The organism is Streptomyces sp. SAS_270, assembly GCF_052543295.1.
On record NZ_JBMNDS010000011.1, the window covers coordinates 15,164 to 41,403 of the forward strand.

At 71.4% G+C, this 26,240-nt stretch carries 25 protein-coding genes; 16 read left to right on the top strand and 9 right to left on the bottom strand.

Features of this window, described 5'->3' with window-relative positions; translation table 11 throughout:
* Nucleotides 1-64 precede the first annotated feature (64 nt).
* On the top strand, nucleotides 65-886 hold the full coding sequence (locus ACN6LB_RS10135) for an AIM24 family protein (RefSeq protein ID WP_445025519.1): 822 nt from the start codon (nucleotides 65-67) through the stop codon (nucleotides 884-886).
* A 112-nt stretch (nucleotides 887-998) separates the two neighbouring features.
* The gene (locus ACN6LB_RS10140) at nucleotides 999-1,607 is read left to right on the top strand and encodes a dihydrofolate reductase family protein (RefSeq protein ID WP_445025520.1); all 609 of its coding nucleotides are present in this window, start codon (nucleotides 999-1,001) and stop codon (nucleotides 1,605-1,607) included.
* Nucleotides 1,608-1,635: 28 nt separating this feature from the next.
* On the opposite strand, the gene ACN6LB_RS10145 is transcribed toward ACN6LB_RS10140, so the two are convergent.
* The 5 genes from ACN6LB_RS10145 to ACN6LB_RS10165 form a co-directional block, all read right to left on the bottom strand.
* A complete protein-coding gene (locus ACN6LB_RS10145; protein WP_356140107.1) occupies nucleotides 1,636-2,058 on the bottom strand; it encodes a hypothetical protein in 423 nt (140 codons plus the stop codon).
* A gap of 33 nt (nucleotides 2,059-2,091) precedes the next feature.
* Entirely contained in the window at nucleotides 2,092-3,288 is a 1,197-nt protein-coding gene (locus ACN6LB_RS10150) for a globin domain-containing protein (RefSeq protein WP_445025521.1), read from the bottom strand.
* A gap of 140 nt (nucleotides 3,289-3,428) precedes the next feature.
* Entirely contained in the window at nucleotides 3,429-3,872 is a 444-nt protein-coding gene (gene nsrR, locus ACN6LB_RS10155) for a nitric oxide-sensing transcriptional repressor NsrR (RefSeq protein WP_445025522.1), read from the bottom strand.
* A gap of 177 nt (nucleotides 3,873-4,049) precedes the next feature.
* Nucleotides 4,050-4,436, bottom strand: a complete 387-nt coding sequence (locus ACN6LB_RS10160) for a ribonuclease domain-containing protein (protein WP_356140104.1) — start codon at nucleotides 4,434-4,436, stop codon at nucleotides 4,050-4,052.
* A 124-nt stretch (nucleotides 4,437-4,560) separates the two neighbouring features.
* A complete protein-coding gene (locus ACN6LB_RS10165) occupies nucleotides 4,561-4,767 on the bottom strand; it encodes a hypothetical protein (RefSeq protein ID WP_356140103.1) in 207 nt (68 codons plus the stop codon).
* A gap of 232 nt (nucleotides 4,768-4,999) precedes the next feature.
* Here ACN6LB_RS10165 and ACN6LB_RS10170 point away from each other — a divergent pair, with 232 nt between their 5' ends.
* The 4 genes from ACN6LB_RS10170 (at nucleotide 5,000) to ACN6LB_RS10185 (ending at nucleotide 8,823) form a co-directional block, all read left to right on the top strand.
* On the top strand, nucleotides 5,000-6,262 hold the full coding sequence (locus ACN6LB_RS10170) for a sensor histidine kinase (RefSeq protein WP_445025523.1): 1,263 nt from the start codon (nucleotides 5,000-5,002) through the stop codon (nucleotides 6,260-6,262).
* Nucleotides 6,263-6,344: 82 nt separating this feature from the next.
* Nucleotides 6,345-7,025, top strand: a complete 681-nt coding sequence (locus tag ACN6LB_RS10175; RefSeq protein WP_445025524.1) for a response regulator — start codon at nucleotides 6,345-6,347, stop codon at nucleotides 7,023-7,025.
* A gap of 41 nt (nucleotides 7,026-7,066) precedes the next feature.
* Nucleotides 7,067-8,251, top strand: a complete 1,185-nt coding sequence (locus ACN6LB_RS10180) for a cytochrome P450 family protein (protein WP_445025525.1) — start codon at nucleotides 7,067-7,069, stop codon at nucleotides 8,249-8,251.
* Between the two features lie 68 nt (nucleotides 8,252-8,319).
* Complete coding sequence (locus ACN6LB_RS10185; RefSeq protein WP_445025526.1) at nucleotides 8,320-8,823, top strand: hypothetical protein; 504 nt, start codon at nucleotides 8,320-8,322, stop codon at nucleotides 8,821-8,823.
* 15 nt (nucleotides 8,824-8,838) lie between these two features.
* Here ACN6LB_RS10185 and ACN6LB_RS10190 read toward each other — a convergent pair whose 3' ends face one another.
* On the bottom strand, nucleotides 8,839-9,852 hold the full coding sequence (locus ACN6LB_RS10190) for a Gfo/Idh/MocA family protein (RefSeq protein WP_356140098.1): 1,014 nt from the start codon (nucleotides 9,850-9,852) through the stop codon (nucleotides 8,839-8,841).
* A 129-nt stretch (nucleotides 9,853-9,981) separates the two neighbouring features.
* Here ACN6LB_RS10190 and ACN6LB_RS10195 point away from each other — a divergent pair, with 129 nt between their 5' ends.
* From ACN6LB_RS10195 to ACN6LB_RS10240, 10 genes are all read left to right on the top strand, one after another.
* The gene (locus ACN6LB_RS10195) at nucleotides 9,982-10,719 is read left to right on the top strand and encodes a GntR family transcriptional regulator (protein WP_445025624.1); all 738 of its coding nucleotides are present in this window, start codon (nucleotides 9,982-9,984) and stop codon (nucleotides 10,717-10,719) included.
* A 171-nt stretch (nucleotides 10,720-10,890) separates the two neighbouring features.
* Nucleotides 10,891-11,880, top strand: coding sequence for a sugar ABC transporter substrate-binding protein (locus ACN6LB_RS10200; RefSeq protein WP_445025527.1), 990 nt, complete (start codon nucleotides 10,891-10,893; stop codon nucleotides 11,878-11,880).
* A 233-nt stretch (nucleotides 11,881-12,113) separates the two neighbouring features.
* On the top strand, nucleotides 12,114-13,118 hold the full coding sequence (locus tag ACN6LB_RS10205; RefSeq protein ID WP_445025528.1) for a sugar ABC transporter substrate-binding protein: 1,005 nt from the start codon (nucleotides 12,114-12,116) through the stop codon (nucleotides 13,116-13,118).
* Nucleotides 13,115-14,170: an ABC transporter permease gene (locus ACN6LB_RS10210; RefSeq protein WP_356140095.1), complete on the top strand. Its 1,056-nt coding sequence runs from the start codon at nucleotides 13,115-13,117 to the stop codon at nucleotides 14,168-14,170. The genes ACN6LB_RS10205 and ACN6LB_RS10210 overlap by 4 nt, the downstream gene beginning before the upstream one ends.
* Entirely contained in the window at nucleotides 14,167-15,033 is an 867-nt protein-coding gene (locus ACN6LB_RS10215; protein ID WP_356140094.1) for an ATP-binding cassette domain-containing protein, read from the top strand. The genes ACN6LB_RS10210 and ACN6LB_RS10215 overlap by 4 nt, the downstream gene beginning before the upstream one ends.
* Nucleotides 15,034-15,092: 59 nt before the next feature.
* Nucleotides 15,093-16,238: an ROK family glucokinase gene (locus ACN6LB_RS10220; RefSeq protein WP_356140093.1), complete on the top strand. Its 1,146-nt coding sequence runs from the start codon at nucleotides 15,093-15,095 to the stop codon at nucleotides 16,236-16,238.
* A complete protein-coding gene (locus ACN6LB_RS10225; RefSeq protein ID WP_356140092.1) occupies nucleotides 16,235-16,819 on the top strand; it encodes a sugar kinase in 585 nt (194 codons plus the stop codon). The genes ACN6LB_RS10220 and ACN6LB_RS10225 overlap by 4 nt, the downstream gene beginning before the upstream one ends.
* Nucleotides 16,820-16,925: 106 nt before the next feature.
* Nucleotides 16,926-19,838 carry an SNF2-related protein gene (locus ACN6LB_RS10230; protein WP_445025529.1) on the top strand — a complete coding sequence of 971 codons (2,913 nt, stop codon included), beginning with the start codon at nucleotides 16,926-16,928 and terminating at the stop codon, nucleotides 19,836-19,838.
* A complete protein-coding gene (locus tag ACN6LB_RS10235) occupies nucleotides 19,835-22,084 on the top strand; it encodes an SWIM zinc finger family protein (RefSeq protein WP_445025530.1) in 2,250 nt (749 codons plus the stop codon). The genes ACN6LB_RS10230 and ACN6LB_RS10235 overlap by 4 nt, the downstream gene beginning before the upstream one ends.
* Before the next feature lie 69 nt (nucleotides 22,085-22,153).
* The gene (locus ACN6LB_RS10240; RefSeq protein ID WP_445025531.1) at nucleotides 22,154-23,221 is read left to right on the top strand and encodes a DNA polymerase III subunit beta family protein; all 1,068 of its coding nucleotides are present in this window, start codon (nucleotides 22,154-22,156) and stop codon (nucleotides 23,219-23,221) included.
* A gap of 44 nt (nucleotides 23,222-23,265) precedes the next feature.
* Here ACN6LB_RS10240 and ACN6LB_RS10245 read toward each other — a convergent pair whose 3' ends face one another.
* The 3 genes from ACN6LB_RS10245 to ACN6LB_RS10255 form a co-directional block, all read right to left on the bottom strand.
* Nucleotides 23,266-24,282: a LacI family DNA-binding transcriptional regulator gene (locus ACN6LB_RS10245; protein ID WP_356140088.1), complete on the bottom strand. Its 1,017-nt coding sequence runs from the start codon at nucleotides 24,280-24,282 to the stop codon at nucleotides 23,266-23,268.
* 76 nt (nucleotides 24,283-24,358) lie between these two features.
* Nucleotides 24,359-25,198 carry an ATP-binding cassette domain-containing protein gene (locus ACN6LB_RS10250; protein ID WP_445025532.1) on the bottom strand — a complete coding sequence of 280 codons (840 nt, stop codon included), beginning with the start codon at nucleotides 25,196-25,198 and terminating at the stop codon, nucleotides 24,359-24,361.
* A complete protein-coding gene (locus ACN6LB_RS10255) occupies nucleotides 25,195-26,190 on the bottom strand; it encodes an ABC transporter permease (protein ID WP_445025533.1) in 996 nt (331 codons plus the stop codon). Before ACN6LB_RS10255 ends, ACN6LB_RS10250 begins: the two co-directional genes overlap by 4 nt.
* Nucleotides 26,191-26,240: the final 50 nt, after the last annotated feature.

Consider the following 26,240-nt stretch of genomic DNA (forward strand, 5'->3'; position numbering starts at 1 on the left):
TGGCAAACGGACGACGGGACCGGCTGGCCGGAACCTTTCAGCCCATTTCTCCCGTTCTTGTCTTGTGACTCTTCAGCAAGAAATCGTCGGCAACGCCATGCAGATGGCGGTCGTCAGCCTGCAGCCGGGGCAGACCGTCTACTGCGAGGCGGGGAAGTTCCTCTTCAAGACCACGAACGTGACCATGGAGACCCGGCTCTCCGGCCCCGCGGGCAGCGGCGGCCAGCAGCCAGGCGCCGGCGGCCCCGGTGGCGGCATGGGCGGCATGCTGCGCCAGGCCATGGGCACGGCCATGCAGGTCGGCCAGCGAGCCCTCGCGGGCGAGTCCCTGGCGTTCCAGTACTTCACCTCGACGGGCGGGGAGGGCACCGTCGGCTTCGCCGGTGTGCTCCCCGGCGAGATGCGCGCCCTGGAACTCGACGGCACGCGCGCGTGGTTCGCCGAGAAGGACGCCTTCGTGGCCGCCGAGTCGAGCGTGGACTTCGGGATCGCCTTCCAGGGCGGCCGTACCGGGCGCAGCGGCGGCGAGGGTTTCGTCCTGGAGAAGTTCACCGGCCGCGGGACCGTGATCATCGCCGGTGCGGGCAACTTCATCGACCTCAACCCCGCCGAGTTCGGCGGCCGCATCGAGGTCGACACGGGCTGCGTCGTCGCCTTCGAGGAGGGCATCCAGTACGGGGTCCAGCGCGTCGGCGGCCTCAACAGGCAGGGGCTCATGAACGCGGTCTTCGGCGGCGAGGGACTCTCCCTGGCCACCCTGGAGGGCAACGGCCGGGTGATCCTCCAGTCCCTCACCATCGAGAGCCTCGCCAACGCCCTGAGGAAGGCCCAGGGCGGCGACAAGCAGGGCCCGACGGGAGGACTGTTCTCGACCCACGCCGGGTGAGCGATGAGTTGCGGGTCCCGGTGGGGTCTGCCTTGGTGACAACAGGCCCCACTCACGACCGACGGTTCGCGATCACGGCCGGCCGACTCATCCGCGAAAGAAGGCACGCGCCATGGGCAAGCTCGTTCTCACCACCTTCGTCACCCTCGACGGCGTCTACCAGGCCCCCGGCGGTCCCGACGAGGATCCCCGCAGCGGCTTCGAGCACGGCGGCTGGAGCTTTCCGTACGACGACGACGACTTCGGCAGGTTCATGATCGAGGTCTTCGACCGCGTCGGAGCCTTCCTGCTCGGCAGGCGCACGTACGAGATCTTCGCGAGCTACTGGCCGAAGATCACCGACCCCGGCAACCCGATCGCCGCCAAGCTGAACGCCCTGCCGAAGTACGTCGCCTCCTCGACCCTGACCCAGGCCGACTGGGCGGGCACCACGGTGATCGGCACAGACCTCGCCAAGGAGGTCGCGGCTCTCAAGGAGCGCACCGAGGGCGAGCTCCAGATCCACGGCAGCGGGGCACTCGCGCAGTCGCTCCTCGCGCTCGACCTCGTCGACACCGTGCACCTGCTGACGTTCCCGGTCGTGCTCGGCACCGGCCTCCGGCTCTTCGCCGAGGGCACGGTCCCGACCGCCTTCCGGCACACGGACGCCCGCCTCACCTCCACGGGCGTCGCCATCCACACGTACGACGTGGCGGGCCGCCCCACGTACGGCAGTTACTAGGTGGCCGGCCGGCTTTCGGCGGGGCCGATCAGGCGGTGAGCAGGCCCAGGGCGAGCAAAGTGAGGACCTTGAGTGTCTCGGCGGCCACGTAGAAATGGTGGGCGCGGGAGCGCGGCAGGCTCTCACCGGCGAGCACGCGGGTGGAACGGCGGTTGAGGGCGGGCCGGATCACCAGGAGCTGTACGGCGAGCAGCAGCACGGCAGTTGCCGTCAGCACGCCTACGGACGGGGGAGGGCCGCCGGTCGCCACCGCTGCGAGGAGAACACCGGCGAGGACGGTCTCGACGCGGTTGAGCGCACGGAAGACGACGCGGCCGATGCCGAGGCCGATGGGCAGGGTCACTCCCGGAGCCCGGAACTTCAACGGGGCCTCCAGGAAGGAGATGGCGAGGACCATCCCGAGCCATACGAAGGTGACCGCAGCGGCGACGGCCTCGGACGTGGAGTTCACGCGCGCATCCTTCTTTCCGGTTTCCGGGTCGGGTTATTCGTTGCCGAGCCAGAGGTCGGGGCCGAAGACTTCGTAGTGGACGGCGTGCGCGGGCACCCCGCGACGGAGCAGGTCGCCGCGTACCGCGCGCATGAAGGGCAGCGAGCCGCACAGGTACGCGGTCACTCCGTCGGGCAGATCGAGTGCGGCCGCGTCGGCCAGGCCGGACAACGCCTCCGGCGCGCTGTCGCCGGGCTCCTCGTACCACAGGTGCAGGCGGGCGTTCGGGAGCGAGGAGACGAGCCGGCGCTGCTCGTCGCGGTGGGCGTGGTCGGCCGGGGTGCGGTCGGCGTGCATCACGGTCAGCGGGCGGGTCGGGTCCGCGACCGCCAGGTGGTGCAGCATGGACAGCATCGGGGTGACGCCGATCCCCGCGGACGCCAGCAGCAAGGGCCCGTCGCCCTCCGGCAGGACGAGGTCGCCGAACGGTGCGGAGACGCTGAGCAGGTCGCCGGTCCGTGCCTGCTCGTGCAGCCGGGACGACACCTCGCCCTCCGGGCCCGCGCCGGCCCGCACGCGCTTGACGGTGATGCGCCAATGCGGGCTGCCGGGGTCACCGGAGAGGCTGTACTGGCGTATCTGGCGGGCGCCGTCGGGGAGTTCGGTGCGGACGCTGACGTACTGGCCCGGGCGGAAGGCCCCCGCCGGGGCGCCGTCGGCGGGGCGCAGGACCAAGGAGACCGCGTCGGAGGTCACCTCGTGCCGCTCGACGATCTCCATCTCCCGCCAGGCCCCGCCCTCGGCTGTGCCGGAGTCCTGGTAGAGCCGCGCCTCCAGGGCGATCAGGGCGTTGGCCATCAGCCAGTACACCTCGTCCCAGGCGGCGGCCACCTCGGGGGTGACCGCGCTGCCGAGGACGTCGCCGATCGCCGCGAAGAGGTGCTGGTGGACGAGCTTGTACTGGTCGGAGGTGATGCCGAGCGAGGCGTGCTTGTGGGCGATCCGGGCGAGCATCGCGTCGGGCCGGGACTCGGGGCGTTCGACCAGCATGCCCGCGAACGCGGCGATGGAGCCGGCCAACGCCTTCTGCTGTTCCCCGTTGGCCTGGTTGCCGCGGTTGAACAGGTCACGCAGGAGCTCGGGTCGGTCCTGGAAGAGCCTGGTGTAGAACCCCTCGGTTATCTCGCCGATCGCGGCGCCGACGAGGGGCAGGGTGGCACGGACGACCGGGGTGGACTGCTCGGACAGCACAGCGTCTCCTGAACTGGTAAGTGATATGCGTATTTAAGGATGTGGGTCGCGGGCCCCGTCGAGTGCGAGTGCGGAAATGCGGTGCTCTTCCGTCTGCTGGAGGCGGTGCTCTCCGCTCCCTCGGGACGGTGCCCTGTCGCCTACTCGGGGCGGCGGCCGACCAGTCCGACGAGGACCGGCCCGGTGGGGGACGTCACCAGGTCGGCCACCGTCAACGGGTCGAGCGAGGCGTAGAAGGCTTCCTGGGCGTCGCGCAGCGCCCGGCGCAACCGGCACGCCCCGCGCAGCGGACAGGGGGGATCGCCGTCGCAGGCGACGACCTCGCCGTCGCCCTCCAGCTCCCGCACCAGCCAGCCGACCGAAGCGTGCCGGCCCAGCTGGGTCAGGCCCAACCCGCCGCCACGCCCTCGTCGGGCCTCCAGGACACCGAGGTGCTGCAGCCGGGTGATCGCCTTCGCCATGTGGGTGGCGGGCACGCCCATGGCCTGGGCCACCTCTCGGGTGGTCAGGGGCTCGTCCTGCTCGGAAACCGCCAGACGCATCACGGCACGCAGCGCCAGGTCGGTGAACTTCGTCAACCGCACGCAAGGACAGTATCAAATGCACATGTTGGATGCGTATTTAAGGCTTCAGTGAGCGTGGGGAGTGCGTCACAGGGGACGTGGCCGTGGAGGGGGCCCCGTCGGTTGCTCCATGGAGCTGGAGGCCCGGCTGAACGCGGGCCGGGCCTCCAGTCGGTCGAGATGGCGGACCGTCAGACCTCAGCAGCCGAAGTCGACGAGGTCGAACGTGGCGTAGTGGTCGGAGGTGTAGTAGTCCTCCTGGGTCTCCTCGCCGGTGACGATGCGGCGCGCGCCGCGCGTGGAGGAGCCCGGAGTGATCACGGTGTACTCGTGATAGTAGCCAGTGGACTGGCTGGGCAGGACGCCTTCCCGGTTCTGGAAGACGACACCGTCCTGCGAGTACGGGAAGGGGCCGTTCGACGCGATCAGGTCGAGCGTGTGGTGCGCCTGGGAGGGCAGGGCGCTGTAGCAGATGCTGCCGACAGCGGCGGACGCCGGGGTGGCGGTGACGGCGCCGCCGACGAGGAGGGCGGACAGGACGGCGGCTGCGGCGCCGATGCGAGTGATCCGTGGGGGGAATCTCATGGCCTCATGATGACGCGCGTAGACAGTGGCATGTCAATGACAACCTGAGAGGTTTTCCCGTCAAGTCCGATGAGTTTTCGGGAAGTTAACCTGGCGTCGGGCGGGCTCCACGAAGCCTGCACGTTCAGTCCGGTTTCCGGCTCTCGGCGGCTGCGAACAGCGCGAACGACAGCACGAGCAGGGCGATGCTCGCGTAGATCTCGTAGCCGTCCAGGAAGTCGAACCGCTGCACGACACCCCAGCCGTGCAGCCTGCCGCTCAGCGCGTTTACCAGTCCGATGGCGCCCTGCACCAGGGCGAGACAGCCGAGAGACTCCAGAGCCTGCTTCATGGGAAGACTCTCGCCCCGCGGGCCCCCCGCGCTCGTCGGCCGTGAGGCGAGGCATGTTCGACCGAAGTCGCCGCGTTCGGCGGAGGGCCGTGACGAAAGTCTGAAGTGGCTCGACTTTCGTCGGCGATACCCCGCGTGGGGAGGTCGCGTCGGCCGTGCATGCGTAGATTTGTCGATTGTGAGTGGTGACAAGCAGGGGGACGAGTCTTCGCCGCGGGCACGGAGCGGGACCGTGCTGCCCGCCCCGCAGTACGCCGTGCTGCCCGGGCGGCGCTGGCTGCTGCCGTCGGCCCTGGCCGCGGGTTTCGACCCCGACCGGGCGGAGCGCTCCACGCGGTGGGGCCGACCGCGGCGCACCGTGCGCGACTGGGTCGTCGACTTCGGGTGCTTCCTGCTCGCCGTCGTGATCGGCGTGCTGAGCGCGAACACGGTGTCCCACGACCCGAACACCCCGCACACGCTCGCCGTCCTCGACCAGTTGCTCGGCGCGCTCGCCTGCGCCGCCGTCTGGCTGCGCCGCCGCTGGCCGCTCGGGCTCGCCGTCGCCATGATCCCCGTGGGGCTGATCTCGAACACCGCGAGCGGCGCGGGCCTGGTCGCCCTGTTCACGCTGGCCGTGCACCGGCCCTTCAAGTACGCGGGCGGGCTCGGCGCCGTCCAGCTCGCCCTGATCCCGCTGTTCTTCTGGCTGCGCCCCGACCCCGATCTGCCGTACGCCGTCTCGATCGCCGTCACCGCGTTGCTGGCCGTGTCGGTGGTCGGCTGGGGGATGTTCGTCAGGTCCAAGCGCCAGCTCATGCTGAGCCTGCGGGACCGGGCGTGGCGGGCCGAGACGGAGGCGGTGCTGCGGGCCGAGCAGGCACAGCGGCTCGCCCGTGAGGCCATCGCGCGCGAGATGCACGACGTACTCGCCCATCGGCTGACCCTGCTGAGCGTGCATGCCGGGGCGCTGGAGTTCCGGCCGGACGCGCCGCAGGCGGAGGTCGCGCGGGCCGCCGGGGTGATCAGGGAGAGCGCGCACGAGGCGTTGCAGGACCTGCGGGAGATCATCGGCGTGCTGCGCGCGGGTGACGCCGACGACGCGGGGCGGCCGCAGCCGACGCTGGTGGCCCTGGACGGTCTGGTCTCCGAGTCGCGCGCGGCCGGCATGAAGGTCGTCCTCGACAACCGTGTCACCGACCCGGCCGGCGTCCCCGCGTCCGTCGGCCGCACCGCGTACCGCATCGCCCAGGAGGGCCTGACCAACGCCCGCAAACACGCGCCCGGCGCGGAGGTCACGGTCTGCGTCGCGGGCGCCCCCGGCGACGGCCTCACGATCTCCGTGCGCAACCCGCCGCCGCCCGGCGACGTGCCCCACGTCCCCGGCTCGGCCCAGGGCCTCATCGGCCTGACGGAGCGCGCCACCCTGGCCGGCGGCCGGCTTGAGCACGGGGCCCAGGAGGACGGCGGGTTCGCGGTCAGAGCCTGGTTGCCGTGGGGCAACGGCACCGCGTAGGCGCCGAGTTGCGCGCCCGTAGGCTTTTCCGCGGCCCCGGTGAAACGACGAACCGAGGGCGACGCCTCACTACGGTGGGGCCATGACTGTGATCCGACTGCTCCTCGTCGACGACGATCCGCTCGTGCGAGCCGGCCTCTCCTTCATGATGGGCGGCGCCGACGACATCGAGATCGTCGGCGAGGCCGCCGACGGCGGCGAGGTCGAGGCGCTCGTCGACCGCACCCGTCCCGACGTCGTCCTGATGGACATCCGGATGCCTGCGGTCGACGGCCTCGCGGCCACGGAGAAGCTGCGCGGCCGCAAGGACGCCCCCCAGGTCGTGGTCCTGACGACGTTCCACGCCGACGAGCAGGTGCTGCGGGCCCTGCGCGCGGGCGCGGCCGGGTTCGTCCTCAAGGACACCCCGCCCGTGGAGATCCTCGAAGCGGTACGGCGCGTCGCCGCGGGCGATCCCGTGCTGTCGCCCGCCGTCACCCGCCAGTTGATGGCGCACGCCGCCGGCTCCGCACTCGACACCCGCCGCTCCGGCGCCCGCGACCGCATCGCCGCGCTCAACGACCGCGAGCGCGAGGTGGCCGTTGCCGTCGGACAGGGCAGGTCGAACGCCGACATCGCGAGCGAGCTGTTCATGAGCGTCGCGACCGTCAAGACACACGTCTCCCGCATCCTCGCCAAACTCGACCTCAACAACCGTGTGCAGATCGCCCTGCTGACCTACGACGCCGGGCTCCTGGAGGAGCTCGAAGGGGACGGGCACTAGTCCGACCGCCCGGCCGTTGGAGGGGCGAGGGGGGATGTCGTATGGCGGATGTGGTCGATCTGGGGGAGTGGGGTGCGGGGTTCACCGAGGACCCGCACCCGGTGTACGCGCAGCTGCGGGCGCTGGGGCCGGTGCACAAGGTGCGGCTGCCGCCGCCCGACCAGCACCACGAGACGTGGCTCGTCGTCGGATACGAGGAGGCGCGGGCAGCGCTCGCCGATCCGCGGCTGGCCAAGGACGGGGCGAGGATCGGGTTCACGTTCCTCGACGAGGAGCTGATCGGCAAGTACCTGCTGATCGCCGACCCGCCGCAGCACACGCGGCTGCGGGGGCTGATCGCCCGTGCGTTCACCATGCGCCGGGTGGAGGCGCTGCGCCCGCGCGTCCAGGAGATCACCGACGCGCTGCTCGACGCGATGCTGCCGCACGGACACGCAGACCTCGTGGAGTCGTTCGCGTATCCGCTGCCGCTCACGGTCATCTGCGAACTGCTCGGGGTGCCCGAGATCGACCGGGCCGCCTTCCGGGCACTGTCCACGGAGGCGGTCGCGCCCGCCGACGCGCAGAGCGAGCACGAGGCGTTCGTTCAACTCGCCGCCTACCTCACCGACTTGATCGAGGAAAAGCGGTGCGCCGGGCCGGCCGACGACCTGCTGAGCAGCCTCATCCGCACCACCGCCGAGGACGGCGACCGGCTCTCGCCCGAGGAACTGCGCGGCATGGCGTTCGTGCTGCTCATCGCCGGGCACGAGACGACGGTCAACCTCATCACGAGCGGCGTCCACGCCCTGCTCACACACCTCGGGCAACTCGCCGCGCTGCGGGCCGACATGACCCTCCTCGACGGGGCCGTCGAGGAGATGCTGCGCTACGACGGCCCCGTGGAGAACGCGACCTTCCGGTTCGCCGCAGAGCCGCTCGTCATCGGCGGTACGGCGGTCTCTGCGGGCGACCCGGTGATGATCGGCCTCACCGCGGCCGACCGCGACGGGGGCAGATATCCGGCCCCCGACCGCTTCGACATCCGGCGTGACGCCCGCGGCCACCTCGCCTTCGGGCACGGCATCCACTACTGCCTGGGCGCACCCCTGGCCCGTCTCGAAGCGCGTATCGCGCTGCCCTCCCTGCTGGACCGCTGCCCGGACCTGGCCCTCGACGGACCGCCGAGCGGCCGCCTGCCCGGCATGCTGATGCGCGGCGTGCGGAGGATGCCGGTGCGCTGGTAGCACACGCCGGTGCGTGTCCGTCGTCCCTGCGTCCCTGCCGCCGTCCGTGAACCGTCAGGAGGCCGACCGTGCTGCGTACCGCGGAGATCACCGCCGAGCTGACCGGACTGCCGCCGCGCGGCACGGACACCCACGAGCTGTACTGGCGCTCCAAGCTGGAATTCACCCTGGACTGCTTCGTCTGCGAGCGCACCGGCCGTACGACGGTCATCGAGCGCGGCGCCGAACGGGCGCTGTGCTCCGGCAGCCGCGGCGGCTTCCCCCGTCACTACGCCGCGGCCCGGCTCGCCGCGTTCGACACGACGCGGGGCGCCGAGCGTCTGGCGGTCCGTGCCCTGGTCGACTTCTGGTGGGCGCCCTTCCAGGACGCCCGTGACGGCAACCAGGCCATGGCGCCCACCAGCCACCCCTGGGTCCGGCTCCACCTGGCGTACCACTGCCGGGACACCGAGGAGTCGGGCACCGGCAGCACCCAGACCAACGCGGTGCGCCCGCACGAGGTGGTCTGCCGCCACTGCGAGCGCGTACTCGCCACGAGCACGCAGACCCCGGCCGTACGGCTTCTCGGGTGACCCGGGTGCGCGAGCTCAGTCGCGTCCGCCCGGGACCTCCGTCAGCCGCACCGGCCGCCGCTCGTGCCGCGACAGCTCGCACGCCTCGGCGATGCGCAGGGCGTGCAGCGCCTCTCGGCCGTCGCACGGGTTGGCGCGCTCACCGCGGACCACCTCGACGAAGGCGCCGAGCTCGGCCTCGTACGCGGGGCCGAAGCGTTCCAGGAAGCCGGTCCACGGCTTGGTCGCGGGCGGGGGTCCGGCCGGTTCCGTGGACGCGATCGGCGTCCGGTCGTCGAGCCCGACGGCGATCTGGTCCAGCTCGCCGGCCAGCTCCATACGGACGTCGTACCCCGCACCGTTCGTCCGGGTCGCCGTCGCCGTCGCGAGCGTGCCGTCGTCGAACGTGAGGACGGCGGCGGCCGTGTCGATGTCGTGGGCCTCGCGGAACATCGCCGGGCCGGCGTCCGACCCGGTCGCGTACACCTCGACGATCTCGTGGCCCGTCACCCAGCGCAGCATGTCGAAGTCGTGGACCAGGCAGTCCCGGTAGAGGCCGCCGGAGAGCGGAAGGTACGCGGCCGGCGGCGGCGACTGGTCGGACGTCATCGCACGCACCGTGTGCAGCCGCCCGAGCCGACCCGAGCGCACCGCTTCCCGGGCCGCCGTGTACCCCACGTCGAAGCGACGCTGGAAGCCCAGCTGCAGAACCGTTCCGGCGGTGTCGACCTCGGCGAGCGCGGTCAGCGTGCCCGGCAGATCGAGGGCGATGGGCTTCTCGCAGAACACCGGGAGCCCCGACCGTGCTGCCCGACCGATCAGTTCGCCATGCGCCGAGGTCGCGGCCGTGATGACCACCGCGTCCACGCCCCAGGTGAAGATCTCGTCCACGCCGGGCGCCGCCGTCGCCCCCAGCCGGTCCGCGAGCGCATGGGCCCTCGCGGGATCCGCATCCGTCACGATGAGAGAGCCGCCGACCTCGCGGTGACGGCTGAGAGTCGTCGCATGGAATGTGCCGATACGACCCGCTCCGATGAGTCCGATGCGCATGGGACCTATTGGGGGGCCGACCAGGCACGCTGTCAATGCGAATGTCCGGACAATCGAACTTCACAACTTCCCGTCAACATCTCCCGGAGCTACGCTCAGGCCGTGCCGAAACCAGAAGTCGATCCGACCGTGTCGCTCCAGCTCAGCGTCGACCGCAGCAGCCCGGTCCCGCTCTACTTCCAGCTGTCCCAGCAGCTGGAGGCCGCGATCGAGCACGGAACGCTGACACCGGGCAGCCTGCTGGGCAACGAGATCGAGCTCGCCGGGCGCCTCGGCCTGTCCCGGCCGACCGTCCGCCAGGCGATCCAGTCCCTGGTCGACAAGGGACTGCTGGTGCGCCGCCGAGGCGTCGGCACCCAGGTCGTGCACAGCCAGGTGAAGCGCCCGATGGAGCTCAGCAGCCTCTACGACGACCTGGAGGCGGCGGGCCAGCGCCCCGCGACCCATGTGCTGCGCAACATCCTCGAACCCGCCTCCGCCGAGGTCGCGGCGGCCCTCGGGGTCGCCGAGGGCAGCGAGGTGCACCGGGTCGAACGGCTCCGCCTCGCGCACGGCGAACCGATGGCACACCTGTGCAACCACCTGCCCACCGGCCTGCTGGACCTCGACAGCGCGCAGCTGGAGGGCACCGGCCTGTACCGGATGATGCGCGCGGCAGGTGTCACCCTGCACAGCGCCCGGCAGTCCGTCGGCGCCCGCGCGGCCACCGCCGAGGAGGGCGAACGGCTCGGCGAGCCCGAGGGCGCACCCCTGCTCACCATGCAGCGCACCACCTTCGACGACACCGGCCGCGCCGTCGAGTTCGGCTCCCACACCTACCGCGCCTCGCGCTACTCCTTCGAGTTCCAGCTCCTCGTACGACCGTGACGCCGTTCGGAGTGCTCCTCGGCACGACTCGGTCACGGCCGTGAGCCGGCAGGAGTGGAGAGTCCATCTCGATCGTAAGAATGTTCTGGCAAACCGATGGACGGGCGCTCGACCCCGAAGCTAGAACTCCCTCAGCCGCAACGGGGCGGCCGGGAGAAGAGGGGTCCGACCATGCGTACAGCCCGAACAGCAGTGGCGGTGCTGGCCACGATCGCGCTCGCCGCGGGGTGCAGCAGTTCCGGTGGCAAGGACTCGCAGGACAAGGCGAGCGACAGCGGGGGCGGCAAGGCGGTCGGCACGCCCCGCCTGAAAATCGCCATGATCACCCACGCGGGTGAGGGCGACACCTTCTGGGACATCGTGCAGAGCGGCGCGAAGCAGGCGGCGGCCAAGGACAACGTCCAGTTCCTGTACTCCAACGACAAGGAGGCCAAGGGGCAGGCCGAGCTGGTGCAGGCCGCGATCGACAAGAAGGTCGACGGCATCGTGGTCACCCTGGCCAAGCCCGAGGCCATGAAGGACGTCCTCGCCAAGGCCCGGAAGGCGGGCATCCCCGTCGTGTCGATCAACTCCGGCGCGGAGTACTCGAAGCAGTTCGGCGCCCTCGTGCACTTCGGCCAGGACGAGTCGGTGGCCGGTGAGGCCGTCGGCGAGGAGCTGAACAAGCGCGGACTGAAGAAGGCCGTCTGCGTCATCCACGAGCAGGGAAACGTCTCCCTGGAGCAGCGCTGCGCGGGTGTGAAGAAGACCTTCAAGGGCTCGCTCGAGAACCTCGGCGTCGACGGCACCAACGCCCCCTCCTCGCAGTCCTCCATCGAGGCGAAGCTCCAGGCCACCAAGGGCATCGACGCGGTCGTCACCCTCGGCGCCCCGATCGCCGCCGTCGCCGTCAAGGCGAAGGACGACGCGGGAAGCAAGGCAGAGATCGCCACCTTCGACCTGAACGCCGAGGTGGTCAGGCGGCTGAAGGCCAAGGAGGTCGACTTCGCCGTGGACCAGCAGCCCTACCTGCAGGGATACGAGGCCATTGACGAACTGTGGCTCTACAGGACCAACGGCAACGTGATCGGCGGCGGCAAGACGGTCTTCACCGGCCCGGCGCTCGTCACCGAGAAGGACGTACCGCAGCTGGAGAAGTACACCGCGCGCGGTACCCGCTGATGGGGTGCATGATCCCGGTGCACGCCGTGTCCGCCCGGGGGACAACCCCCGGACCCCCGGCCCAAGGGCGTCCGGGGCGCCCGGGACCTGCACGGACACGGCGATCAAGGGTCGGCGATACTTGGGCGTTCGGGGCCGGAGATCATCCGGCCCCAGGGGCCTACGGAACGGCCCTCCGGGCCGGTCCGCAGGGCCCGGCGCACCAAGCGGCACAGCAAGAAGGGCACGGCCTCGTGGCACGGACTCGGACCTGGGTAAGCATCGCGCTCGCAGGGGCGCTGGGGGTGTCCCTCGCGGGATGCAGCAGCACCGGCGGCAAGAAGGCCGAGGACGCCCGCAAGGCCGCGTCGGCCCAGGGGAGGGCCGCGGTCAACACGCCCAGGTGGACCTTCGCGATGATCACCCACTCGGGTGATGGCGACACCTTCTGGGACATCGTGCAGAGCGGCGCCAAGCAGGCCGCCGTCAAGGACAACATCAACTTCCTGTACTCGCACGACGACGAGGCCCAGCAGCAGGCACAGCTCATCGACGCCGCGATCGACAAGAAGGTCGACGGCATCGTCGTCACCCTCGCCAAGCCCGACGCGATGAAGGCCGCCGTGGCGCGCGCCGAGAAGGCCGGCATCCCCGTGATCACGGTGAACTCCGGATCCGAGGAGTCCAAGGCGTTCGGTGCGCTCGCGCACATCGGCCAGGACGAGACGATCGCCGGCGAGGCCGTCGGCGAGGAGCTGAACAAGCGCGGGAAGAAGAAGGCCCTGTGCATCCTGCACGAGCAGGGCAACGTCGGCCACGAGCAGCGCTGCGCGGGTGTGAAGAAGACCTTCGACGGCGATGTGCAGAACCTCTACGTCGAGGGCACCAGCATGCCCTCCGTGCAGTCCTCGATCGGGGCGAAGCTGCAGGCCGACAAGTCCATCGACAGCGTCGTCACGCTCGGCGCCCCCTACGCCGACACCGCGGTGAAGGCCAGGACGGACGCGGGCAGCAAGGCCGAGATCGACACCTTCGACCTGAACGCCAAGGTGGCCACCGAACTCCAGGACGGCACGCTCGGCTTCGCCGTCGACCAGCAGCCCTACCTCCAGGGGTACGAGGCCGTGGACCTGCTGTGGCTCTACAAGTACAACGCCAACGTCCTCGGCGGCGGCAAGCCGGTCCTCACCGGCCCGCAGATCATCACCAAGGACATGGCCGCCGAGCTTGAGGACTACACCAAGCGGGGGACCCGATGAGCACCACGGCACCGGCGCCCGCGCCGGGCACCAAGACCGACGAACGCCTCCTGAAGACCTCGCCGCTGCGCAGGCTCCTGGGCCGGCCCGAACTCGGTTCGGTGGTCGGCGCGATCGCCGTCTTCCTCTTCTTCGCGATCTTCGCCGACAGTTTCGTACGGGCCGCGAGCCTCAGCACGGTCCTCTACGCCTCCTCGACGATCGGCATCATGGCCGTCCCGGTCGCGCTGCTGATGATCGGCGGCGAGTTCGACCTCTCCGCAGGCGTCCTGGTGACCAGCTCCGCGCTGATCTCCTCGATGTTCAGCTACCAGATGACCGCGAACGTCTGGGTCGGCGTCGGCGTCTCGCTGCTCGTCACGCTCGCCATCGGCGTGTTCAACGGCGTCATGCTGACCCGCACCGACCCGCCGAGCTTCATCATCACGCTCGGCACCTTCCTGATGCTGACCGGCATGAACCTCGGCTTCACCAAGCTGATCAGCGACACGGTCTCCACGAAGTCGATCTCCGACATGGAGGGCTTCTCCTCCGCGAAGTCCGTCTTCGCCTCCACGTTCACCATCGGCGGCGTCGACTTCAAGGTGACCATCCTGTGGTGGCTCGGCCTGATCCTGGTCGCCACCTGGATCCTGCTGCGCACCCGGTTCGGCAACTGGATCTACGCCGTGGGCGGCGGCGAGGACGCGGCCCGCGCGGTCGGCGTCCCCGTCAACAAGACCAAGATCGGCCTCTACATGGGCGTCGCCTTCGGCGCCTGGATCTCCGGCCAGCACCTGCTGTTCTCCTTCGACGTCGTGCAGTCCGGCGAGGGCGTCGGCAACGAGCTGATCTACATCATCGCCGCGGTCATCGGCGGCTGCCTGATCACCGGCGGCTACGGCTCCGCGGTCGGTGCGGCGGTCGGCGCGCTCATCTTCGGCATGGTCAGCAAGGGCATCGTGTTCGCCGAGTGGAACCCGGACTGGTTCAAGTTCTTCCTGGGAGTGATGCTGCTCCTGGCCACCCTGCTCAACCACTGGGTCCGCAAGCGCGCGGAGGCGACGAAATGACGACGGACATCACCAAGACGGCCGCCACGGACCCGGACGGCAGGGCGCTCGTCGAGCTCGACGACGTCAGTAAGTACTACGGCAACATCCGCGCCCTCGAAGGCGTCTCGCTGCAGGTGCACGCGGGGGAGATCTCCTGCGTGCTCGGCGACAACGGCGCGGGCAAGTCCACCCTCATCAAGATCATCGCGGGTCTGCACCAGCACGACGCGGGCACGCTGCGCATCGAGGGCGAGGAGACCCGTCTCGGCTCGCCGCGCGAGGCCCTGGACCGGGGCATCGCCACGGTCTACCAGGACCTCGCCGTCGTCCCGCTGATGCCGGTGTGGCGCAACTTCTTCCTCGGCTCCGAGCTCTCCAAGGGCAGCGGCCCCTTCAAGCGCATGGACGTCGAGCTCATGCGGAGGACGACCCACGCCGAGCTGCTGCGCATGGGCATCGACCTGCGCGACGTCGACCAGCCCATCGGCACCCTCTCCGGCGGTGAGCGCCAGTGCGTGGCGATCGCCCGCGCCGTCTACTTCGGCGCCAAGGTCCTCGTCCTCGACGAGCCCACCGCCGCCCTCGGTGTGAAGCAGTCCGGTGTGGTCCTCAAATATGTGGCGGCGGCACGGGACGCCGGACTGGGTGTTGTGTTGATCACCCACAATCCGCATCACGCGTATCTGGTGGGCGACCGTTTCGTGCTCCTGAAGCGCGGCACCATGTTCAGCAGCAACGCCCGTGACGAGATCACCCTCGACGAGCTGACCCGCCAAATGGCAGGCGGCAGCGAACTCGACGACCTCCGCCACGAACTGGAGCGCGCCCCGGTGCCGACCCACCTGGGAGGCCGGCCGACGGACACCGCCAAGGGCGACTAGCGGGGGCTCAGGGGGCTCCACGATGCGGGGCCGCGGGGGCGTGAGGCAGAATCGGCGCGATGAGCACCTACCGCGACTTCACCCACCGCGGCTCCGCGCGGGCCACCGTCCTGCGGACCGTGGGGACCCGTGAGCGCCGTTCCCACCTGACGGCGCCCCGCGTTCCGACCGTCGGCATCGACATCGGCGGTACGAAGGTGATGGCGGGCGTCGTCGACGCCGACGGGAACATCCTGGAGAAAGTCCGCACGGAGACGCCGGACAAGTCCAAGAGCCCCAAGGTCGTCGAGGACACCATCGTCGAGCTGGTGCTGGACCTCTCCGACCGGCACGACGTGCACGCCGTCGGTATCGGCGCGGCCGGCTGGGTCGACGCGGACCGCAACCGCGTGCTCTTCGCCCCCCACCTGTCCTGGCGCAACGAGCCCCTGCGCGACCGCATCGCGGGACGCCTCGCCGTGCCCGTCCTGGTCGACAACGACGCCAACACGGCCGCCTGGGCCGAGTGGCGCTTCGGCGCGGGCCGCGGCGAGGACCATCTGGTGATGATCACGCTCGGCACCGGTATCGGCGGCGCCATCCTCGAGGACGGCCAGGTCAAGCGCGGCAAGTTCGGCGTGGCGGGCGAGTTCGGCCATATGCAGGTCGTGCCCGGCGGCCACCGCTGCCCCTGCGGCAACCGCGGCTGCTGGGAGCAGTACAGCTCCGGCAACGCGCTGGTCCGCGAGGCCCGCGAACTTGCCGCCGCGGACTCCCCGGTGGCGTACGGGATCATCGAGCACGTCAAGGGCAACATCGCCGACATCACCGGCCCGATGATCACCGAGCTGGCCCGCGAGGGCGACGCCATGTGCATCGAGCTGCTCCAGGACATCGGCCAGTGGCTCGGCGTCGGCATCGCCAACCTGGCCGCGGCCCTCGACCCCTCCTGCTTCGTCATCGGGGGCGGCGTCTCCGCGGCCGACGACCTGCTCATCGGCCCCGCCCGCGACGCCTTCCGCAGGCACCTGACCGGCCGCGGCTACCGCCCCGAGGCCCGCATCGCGCGCGCCCAGCTCGGCCCCGAGGCCGGCATGGTCGGTGCCGCGGACCTCTCCCGCCTCGTCGCCCGACGCTTCCGCCGCGCCAACCGCCGCCGGGTCGAGCGCTACGAGCGGTACGAGCGCTACGTGGAGTCGCGCCGTACCTCGCAGGAGACACTGTGACGGCCTCCCTGCCACGCCAGGCCTCGCCCCCGGACGAGCCGCGCCGGCGCCCTCCGGAGGACCGGCGCCACCGCAACCGCCGCCGCGCCCTGACCCTGCTGATCATCGTGCTCCTGATCGGCGTCCCGGCCGGCTACCTGGTCATCTCCGCCAACCAGAGCCGCAACAGCGGCAAGGACAAGGAGGCGAAGTACTCGGCGACCGGCCTCACCACGGGCTGGCCGTCGAAGGTGCAGCGCCGCCTCTACCAGCTGCCCATCCCGCACCCGGCGGACTGGGTCGCCTACTACGAGACGAACAACTGGAAGACCAGCCGTCTCTACGTCCAGTTCCAGACCTCCGACGCGAACCTGGACGTCTTCCTCGCCGACCTGGGCACCAGCCGGGCCGACCTGAAGGAGGACCACATCACCATCAGCGCCCGCGACCAGAAGGTCACCGGCTGGGAGTTCAGCGGCCGCGGCCCCTGGTACGGCCTCGTCCACAAGCAGAAGAACCCGGCGCCCACCCAGGACGTCCTGGTGAACCTGTCGGACCCCACCCGTCCCTTCGTGTTCGTCGTCTCCCGCACGACCCCCTGACGGGGCCGCCGAGGCCACCGGGCCCGTCGCCGAGGCCGATTGTCAGAGGCCGCCCGTAGAGTCGAAGACACCTGATGCGACAAAGGGGCGGGAGGTGACCGGGCGTATGGCGGATGCGGTGGATTCCGTGCACGGTGGCGTCGGCGACGCGCCGTCCGGCCACGGACCCGTGGCAGTGGCCGAGCGAGACGGGGCGAGGGTGGGTGCGCGAGAGGCCGAGCGCCTGGACCCGGCCGCCGTGTCCGTACGGCTCGCCGCGGTCTTCTTGCCCGCACCGCTGCCGCGCGCCGGCCGAGTCGCCTTCTGGTCCCCGGACGGCGACCCGCTGCCGTCCGCCGCACCGGCCGAACTCACCGTCGTACGGCCCCACGGCCCAGGCGTCCGCAGGGGCACCGTGCCCGCCGTGACCCTGCCGGTTGCCGAGGCGCTGCCGCTGCTCGCCGGGGCGCGCCGCGACCCCGCCGCCCATCCCGCCACCGCCTGCTGGGGTGCGGCCGCACTGCACGCCCTGCGACTCGTCGCGCGCGGACGGCTGCTGCCGGGCCTGACGGCCGACGGCCACGACGCGTGGCGCGCCGGCCCCCTGGACCCGGACGACATCGCGCACCTGAGGGCGGTCGCCGCGGCCCTCCCGTACGAGGGACACGCCGTCCCGCTCCCCGGCAAGGGCCCGCTCCGGCTGCCCGAACCCGAGGCGCTGATGCGGTCCTTCCTCGACGCGGTCGCCGACACCCTGCCCCGCACCCCCGCCGCCCGGTACACCTCGGGAAAGCCCTTCGCCGCGGTCGAACCGCAACGGCTGTCGGGCGCCCACGACTGGGCCGCGGAGGTCGCGGCGGGCATGGACGCGGGCGTACGGATCTCGCTGCGCCTGGACCTCTCCGCCTACCAGCTCTTCGACGACAGCGAGGGCGCACGCCGCGCGGGCGCCGCCGTGGTCCAGGTGCACAGCCTCGCCGACCCCACCCTCGTCGTCGACGCCTCGGCTCTCTGGTCGGGCAGCGCCGACGCGACGTTCGGCCCCCGCGCGCGGGTCGACGCCGCCCTCGCCGTCCGCCGCGCGGCCCGCGTCTGGTCTCCCCTGGACCGCCTCTCCGAGCAGGACGTGCCCGACGTGCTCGCCCTCTCCGAGGACGAGCTGACCGACCTGCTCGGAGTCGCGGCGACCCGGCTCGGCGCAGCCGGGGTCGCCGTGCACTGGCCCCGGGACCTCGCCCAGGACCTGAGCGCGACAGCGGTGGTGCGGCCCGCCCCCGGGTCGGCGACGGACGGCACGGGCTTCTTCGAGAGCGAGGACCTGCTCCAGTTCCGCTGGCAGCTGGCCCTCGGCGGCGACCCGCTCACGGACGCCGAGATGGATCTGCTCGCCGAGGCACACCGCCCGGTCGTCCGACTGCGCGACCAGTGGGTCCTCGTCGACCCGGCACTCGTCCGCAAGGCCCGCAAGCGCGAACTGGGCCTGCTCGACCCGGTCGACGCGCTGTCCGCCGCGCTCAGCGGCACCGCGGAGATCGACGGCGAGACGGTCGAGGCGGTCCCCGTCGGTGCACTGGCCGCGCTGCGCGACCGGCTCACGGCGGGCGTGACACCCGTCGAGCCGCCACCCGGCCTGCGGGCCACACTGCGCGACTACCAGCTGCGAGGGCTGTCCTGGCTGGACCTCATGACCTCCCTCGGTCTCGGCGGCTGCCTCGCCGACGACATGGGGCTCGGCAAGACCGTCACCGTCATCGCCCTGCATCTGCGCCGAGCCCGCCGCGAGCCCACCCTCGTCGTCTGCCCCGCCTCGCTGCTCGGCAACTGGCAGCGGGAGATCACCCGGTTCGCCCCCGGAGTTCCTGTCCGCCGCTACCACGGAACGGGGCGCACCCTGGAGGACCTGGACGGCGGTTTCGTCCTCACCACCTACGGGACGATGCGCTCGGCCGCGCCGCGGCTCGCCCAGCACACCTGGGGCATGGTCGTCGCGGACGAGGCACAGCACGTCAAGAACCCCTACTCGGCGACGGCGAAGGCGCTGCGCACGATTCCGGCCCCCGCGCGCGTGGCGCTCACCGGAACCCCCGTGGAGAACAACCTCTCCGAACTCTGGGCCCTGCTGGACTGGACGACCCCCGGTCTCCTCGGCCCCCTCAAGTCCTTCCGCGCCCGGCACGCGCGCGCGGTGGAGAACGGCGAGGACGAGGAGGCGGTGGCGCGCCTGGCCCGGCTGATCCGCCCCTTCCTGCTCCGCCGAAAGAAGTCCGACCCCGGCATCGTCCCCGAGCTCCCGCCGAAGACCGAGACCGACCACCCCGTCCCGCTGACCCGCGAACAGGCCTCCCTCTACGAGGCGGTGGTCCGCGAGTCGATGCTCGCCATCGAGACGGCCGAGGGAATCGCACGCCGCGGCCTGGTGCTGAAACTGCTCACCTCCCTCAAGCAGATCTGCAACCACCCGGCGCTCTATCTGAAGGAGAACGCGCAGGCCGCGGTGCCGGGCCTCGCCACCCGCTCCGGGAAACTGGCCCTGCTCGACGAACTGCTCGACACCTTGCTGGCGGAGGACGGCTCGGCCCTGATCTTCACGCAGTACGTCGGGATGGCCCGCCTGATCACCGAGCACCTCGCCGCACGCGCCGTCCCGGTGGAGCTGCTGCACGGCGGCACACCGGTCGCCGAACGTGAACACATGGTCGACCGTTTCCAGAGCGGGGCGACACCCATCCTGGTCCTCTCCCTGAAGGCGGCCGGCACCGGGCTGAACCTCACCCGGGCCGGCCATGTCATCCACTTCGACCGCTGGTGGAACCCCGCCGTCGAGGAACAGGCCACCGACCGCGCCTACCGCATCGGCCAGACCCAGCCCGTCCAGGTCCACCGCCTCATCACCGAGGGCACGGTGGAGGACCGTATCGCCGAGATGCTCGAAGCGAAGCGGGCCCTGGCCGACGCGATCCTGGGCTCCGGCGAGGCCGCCTTGACCGAACTCACCGACCGCGCACTGTCCGACCTGGTCTCCCTGCGGAGGGACACATGAACGGGCCCGGGGACGAGAAGCCCCCGGCGCAGGAGGCACGCCCCGCCGACGTGGCACGCCGGGCGCTGCGCGCGGCACGGGAACGCGAGGCCCGGGGCTCGGAGACGGAGTCCCACCCGGCGGAGGGCCAGGAAGACGCGGCACCCGCGGAGGTCCCCGCACCCGAACCCCGCCCAGGCGACGGGGCCCGCGAGGCGCTGCGGCGCGGATCGGAGCCCCCTGCCGCCGTGGACGAGGCCCTCGGTGACGTCCGCCCCGACGAGCGGGCGCCTTCGGGTGCCGTACGCCCGGGCGACATCGCCCGCGAGGCACTGCGCGCCGCCCGCGAACAGGCCGCGCGGTCGCGAACGCAGGCCGGGGGCAGGGAAGTCGATACGCAGCCCGGGGCAGGGCGTCGGCCCGAGGCAGGGAAACCGACCGGCTCACGGGGCCGGGGCAGGACCCCGCGCCGCGGAACGGACACCCGGGCCCAGGACCTACGGGACCTCCTCGCGGGCGCCTTCCAACTGCCCGACGCCGAGGCTGCGCCCGCCGGTGACGCGGTAAGGAGCGACCCCGCAGCGCGGGTCCCTGACGGAACGCCGGACAACCCGGTGGCGCCGCCCGGCGATGCAGAGCGGACCGATGACGTCACCCGCCCCGACAGCGAACCTCCGGACCGCGAGCCACAGGACCACGAACAGCACGACAACGAACCACAGGACAACGACCGCACCCGGCACGGCAGTTCACTGACCGGCGCGACGACCCCCGCCGTCGGCGAGGCGCCCGGGCACTCTGCACTCGAGAAGACGCCGGAGGAGGCACCGGAAGACCACCCCGTACCCGGCGCCCGTCGTGCGCGTCACCGCGATGACGTGCGCCATCGGGACGACCCGCTGACTCGACGCCCGACCCGGCAGTCCACCTCCGGCGGGGCGCAGCCGGTGGCCGAGGTCCCGGGCGCGACCCCGATTCACAGCCTCCCCCGTTCCATGGCAGCCCCCGGCCGCGACGGTGACCTGCGCCGTACCTTCGCCGCCTTCCCGCCCCGCTCGGCGGGCGGGGGCGGCGCGGACGCCTTCGCGGAGACGTGGTGGGGGAACGCGTGGGTGACGGCCTTGGAGGAGGGCGCGCTGGACGCGGCGCGGCTGGCACGGGGGAGGGCGTATGCCGGAAAGGGGTCGGTGGACGCGATCACCGTGACGCCGGGGCTGCTGCTCGCGTATGTGCACGGCAGCAGACCGCGCCCCTATCGCGTGCAGATCCGGCTGCGGACGCTGTCGGACGCCGACTGGGACCGGTTCCTGGACGCCGCCGCCGAACGGCCCGGGCACATCGCCGCGCTGCTGGACAAGGAGATGCCCCAGTCGCTCGCGGAGTGCGGTGTCGCCCTGCTCCCGGGCCCCGGCGACCTCGAACCGCACTGCAGCTGCCCGGACTCCGGCCACCCCTGCAAACACGCGGCCGCCCTCTGCTACCGGACGGCACGTCTGCTGGACGAGGACCCCTTCGTGCTGTTCCTGCTGCGCGGCCGCGGCGAACGGGAGCTGCTGGACGCCCTGTCCCGGCGCAACGCGGCCCGCGCGGCCCGTGCCGCGCAGGAGCAGGAACCAGCACCCCTGCCCGGCGTCCGCGCCGGTGACGCCCTCAAGCCACGCGCGCTCCCGCCCCTCCCGGCCCCGCTGCCGCCGCCCGCGCACCCGCAGCAGCCGCCCGCCTACCCGGGTGCGCCCGGCGGTCTGGACCCGTTTGCGCTCGACCAGTTGGCTACCGACGCGGCGGCCCGCGCCCACACGCTGCTCACCGCGGGGCGCGACCCGGTCGCGGAGCTGACGCTCTGGCAGGACGCGGTGCGCCTTGCCGCGGCCCGCCCCGGTTCCGGCCTCACCGCCGCGACCCGCGCTCTCTACTCCGCGCTGGCCTCCGCTGCCGGACGCACCCCGTCCGACCTGGCCCGTGCGGTCGCGGCCTGGCGGCAGGGCGGCCTCGAAGGCCTCACCGTCCTCGAAGAGCCCTGGGACCCTCCCGCGGGCCGCTTCGACCGCGCTCGCCCCCTCCTCCTCGCCGCCGATCTCCCCGCCTTCCGCCCCCGGCGCAACCAGCTCACCCACCCCCGCGGCCACGCCCAGCTCCGCCTGGGTCACAACGGCCTCTGGTACGCCTACGAGTCCGAGCCGGGCCACGACGACTGGTGGCCCCGCGGCACCCCCGACCTCGACCCCGTCGGCGCCCTGACCGGCCTCGGCGCACCGGGCGAGCTCTGATCCACTCCTCAGGAAGTGGTTGACCCTCGACCTTGTTCAGGGCCCAGAGTGCCGGGTGTGGAGAACGACATGCGTAGCATTGGTGAGATGGCCCGCGACAGCGGTCTGGGTGTGAGCGCCCTGCGGTTCTACGACCGTGCCGGTGTGCTGGTCCCGGCCTGGGTGGATCCGGTGAGCGCTTATCGCTGGTACGAACCCGAGCAGCTCGAAGAGGCTCGGCTGCTGGCGCGCCTGCGCCGGGCCGGGATGCCGCTGACGGACGTCCGGCTGACGCTGGCCGGCTGGTCCGGCGCGGACACCGATCTGGTCCGGAACCTGCTCAAGGCGCACCTGCGCCGTCTCGAACAGGGGCTGTCCGATGCCCGCAGTGAGTTCTCCGCGCTCCGAGCGCTACTCGATCACCGGGAGAATGTCATGACCTCGCTCAGCATCGCCACCGTCCGGCTGTCCGTCGCCGCGCCCGAGCTGGCAGCCGCACTGGATACGGTCCGTTTCGCGGTGAGCACCGACCCGGAGCTGCCGATGCTCGGCGGTGTCCTGTTCGACATGGAGGGCGAGAGCCTCCATGCCGTGGCCACCGACCGGTACCGAATGGCTGTCGCGCGGGCCGCTGTCGCCGGGCACGACGGGAGCCGAGTGCAGGTCATCGTGCCCGCGCCGCTCGCTGACGCGATGCGGGCGCTGTTGGGCGGCGAGGGACCTGTGCGGCTCACTGTCGACGGTGACCGTGTGGCACTGGAGGCCGGGGACGGGCAGGCAGCCGGTCCGTGTCTCGGCCACGACTTCCCCGACTACCGTCGCCTCCTCCCCGCGGCCGGCGGACGCCGCGCCGTTGTCGAGGTGGCGGACTTCCGCAAGGCCCTGGAGACCGGTCCGGTCCGCACCGGTGAGGCCGGAGAACGTGACCTCAGCCTGCTCAGGGCTGAGGACGGCGGCACGGTGACCCTCTGCGCCGACGGCGACGACGACCCGAACCGTGTCGCGGTCGACCGTGAGTTTCTGCTGGACGCGCTGGCCGCCGGGGCCCGGGACCGGCTGATCCTGGAGTTCGGCAGCCCCACGGCACCGATCGCGATCCGCCGGCCCGACGACGAGGACACCTTCTCGGTCCTGATGCCGGTGCGCCTGGAGGACTGACGGTACGTTCACCGGCCGCTGCCCCGTTGCCCCGTTGGCCGCGCCTACGGGGCGGGGCGCTCGCCCGAGCCCCGCACGATCCGCCTGGTGGGGACGGTGATCGTGCGGGCGCGGGAGCGGTCGCCGTCGAGGCGTGTCAGGGCGGTGGCCGCTGCCGTTCGGCCGATTTCCTCGGGATCCTGGGCGACGACCGTCAGGGCTGGTTCGAGGGCCTCGGCGAGCGGTACGTCGTCGAAGGCGACGAAGGCGACGTCCTTGCGTTTGCTGCGGGCGAGTTCGGCGACTATCCCCAGCGCCACCATGTTGTTGCCGGCGAACAGCGCCGTGGGGGGATCCGGCAGGGCGAGCAGCTTGGAGGTGGCGGCCGCGGCACCGTGCTGGTCATGGGCGTTGGTGACCAGGGAGCGGTCGTAGGAGAGACCGGCGTCCTGGAGGGCCGTACGGTATCCGGCCAGGCGTTCTCGGCGGGTGTACAGCTTGACGGGCAGGTCGCCGATGAAGCCGATGCGGCGGTGGCCGTGGGCGATCAGATGGGCGACGCCGTCATGGGCGCCCGCGCGGTTGGAGCTGACGATGCTGTCCGTCGACAGTCCCACTCCCGGACGGTCGATGAAGACCACGGGAAGCCCCCGGGCCCGATGGCTCTTCAGATGGGAGTGGTCGGCGCCGACGGACGGCACGACCATCAGGATGCTGACGCGCCGGGCGAGGAACTTGTCGGTCAGGGTGCGTTCGCGGTCGGGATCGTCCGCGGAGGAGCCCATGAGCAGGGTCAGTCCGCGCTCGCGGACGGTGTCCTCGATGGCGCCGGCGACAGCTCCGAAGAAGGGGTTGCCGAGGTCGGGGACGACCAGCCCGATGGTGGTGTCCGGGCCGCCCACACGGATGTTGCGTGCCATGAGGTTCGGCTGGAAACCGAGCCTGGCCACCGCGGCGAGAACCTGTTCCCTCGTCCGCGCCGAGACGGGTCCGTCCTCGTTGAGCACCCGGGAGACCGTCTTGGCACTGACACCCACTTCTCGCGCGACGTCGGACAGAGTGGGGCGGCGGTTCGCTGCCATGGTGGAAAGCGTCTCCTGTGCTCGTCGGTTCCGGCCGCGGCCTCGGCCGGAACCTGGGAGTCCTCACTGCGTGCGGTCAGCCGGCCTGTACTCCCGCGGCCTTCGCGGCCTCGGAATCCGCTACGACAGTATCTCCGGCCTCGTCGACGGTGAGCGCGCCGGTCATGATGGCGACGACCTCCGCCATGGAGTAGTCGGACGGCTTGATCACAGCAGCGCGCCGCCCCAGCCGGTGGACGTGGATCCGGTCGGCGATCTCGAAGACGTGCGGCATGTTGTGACTGATCAGCACCACCGGCATCCCCTTGTCGCGGACGCGCCGGATCAGGTCCAGGACCTGGCCGGACTCCTTCACGCCGAGGGCGGCGGTGGGTTCGTCCATGACGACGACACTGCGCGCCCACGCGACGGCGCGGGCGACCGCGACGGCCTGCCGTTGTCCGCCGGAGAGGGTCTCGACCGCCTGGGTGAGCGAGCGCAGGCCGATCTTCAGGTCGGCCATGTGCTCGGCGGCCTCCCGTCGCATCCGCTTCTTGTCGAGCATGCGGAAGGTGCTGCCGAGGACGCCCGGGCGGCGCAGTTCGCGGCCGAGGAAGACGTTGGAGGCGATGTCCATGGAGGCCGCGACGGCGAGGTCCTGGTAGACCGTCTCGATGCCGTGGGCGCGCGCGCTCTGCGGGCCGGAGAACTGGATGGGTTCGCCGTTGAGCCGGATCTCGCCCGCGTCGGGGACCACCGCGCCGGTCAGGGCCTTGATGAGACTGGTCTTGCCGGCTCCGTTGTCGCCGATGACGGCGAGGACCTCGCCGGGCAGCAGGTCGAAGTCGGCGCCGTCGATGGCGGTGACGTGGCCGTAGCGCTTGACCAGACCGCGGGCCTGCAGCACGGGGGTGGGGGAGGAGGAGGTGGCGGTCATCGGGACTTCTTCCGGGAGATCTGGTCGACGGTCACCGCGAGGATCACCAGGACGCCGGTGATCAGGGTCTGGTAGATGGAGGCGACGCCCGTCAGCTGCAGGCCGTTGCGGAACACGCCGACGATGAGGACGCCGATGAAGGTGCCCAGGACCGAGCCGCGTCCGCCGAAGAGGCTGGTGCCGCCCAGGACCACGGCGGTGATGCTGTCGAGGTTGTCGGTCTGGCCGGCCTGGGGATCGCCCACTCCGGTGCGGGAGATGAGCAGCAGGGCGGCGACGCCGTACAGCAGACCGGCCACGGTGTAGATGCCGATGGTCAGCCGGGAGGTGCGGATGCCGTTGAGGCGGGCCGCTTCCTGGCTGTTGCCCAGGGCGTAGACGTGCTGGCCCCAGCCGGTGTTGCTCAACGCGTAGGCGAGGAGGAGGAACAGGACGATGGTGACCAGGGAGCCGTAGGTGATGTCCGTGTGGCCGAGCGGGAAGGTCTCTCCGAGGGCCGTCAGCGGGCCGGGCAGGTTGGTGACGGTCTGTTCGGCCGAGTAGATGTGGGTCAGCGCGAACGCCACGTTGAGCATGCCGAGGGTGACGATGAACGGCGGCAGCGGGATCTTCTGCACCAGCAGCCCGTTGAGCAGTCCGAATCCACCGCAGACGACTATGCCCAGGGCGATGGCGAGGAGCGGTGGCAGGGAACCCTCGGCGGCCATCTTGGCGATCACGATGCTGCCGAAGGCCATCACGGCACCGCACGACAGGTCGATGCCTGCGGTGAGGATGATCAGGGTCTGGCCGATGGCGAGGGTGCCGACGACCATGACCTGCTGCACGATCAGGGAGAAGTTGCCGCCGGTGAGGAACTGGTCGGTCGAGAGCGAGAAGAAGGCGCAGGCCAGGAGGAGCGCGACCAGCGGGCCGGTGGTCGGCGCCGTGAGAAGTCTGCGGGCCGTGGTCGGCGCTTTGAGCTCGGCGTACGGCGTGGTCGTGGCTGTCATGCGAAGTCCTTGTCGGAAGACAGAAGCCCTTGTCCGTCCTCGCCGACAGG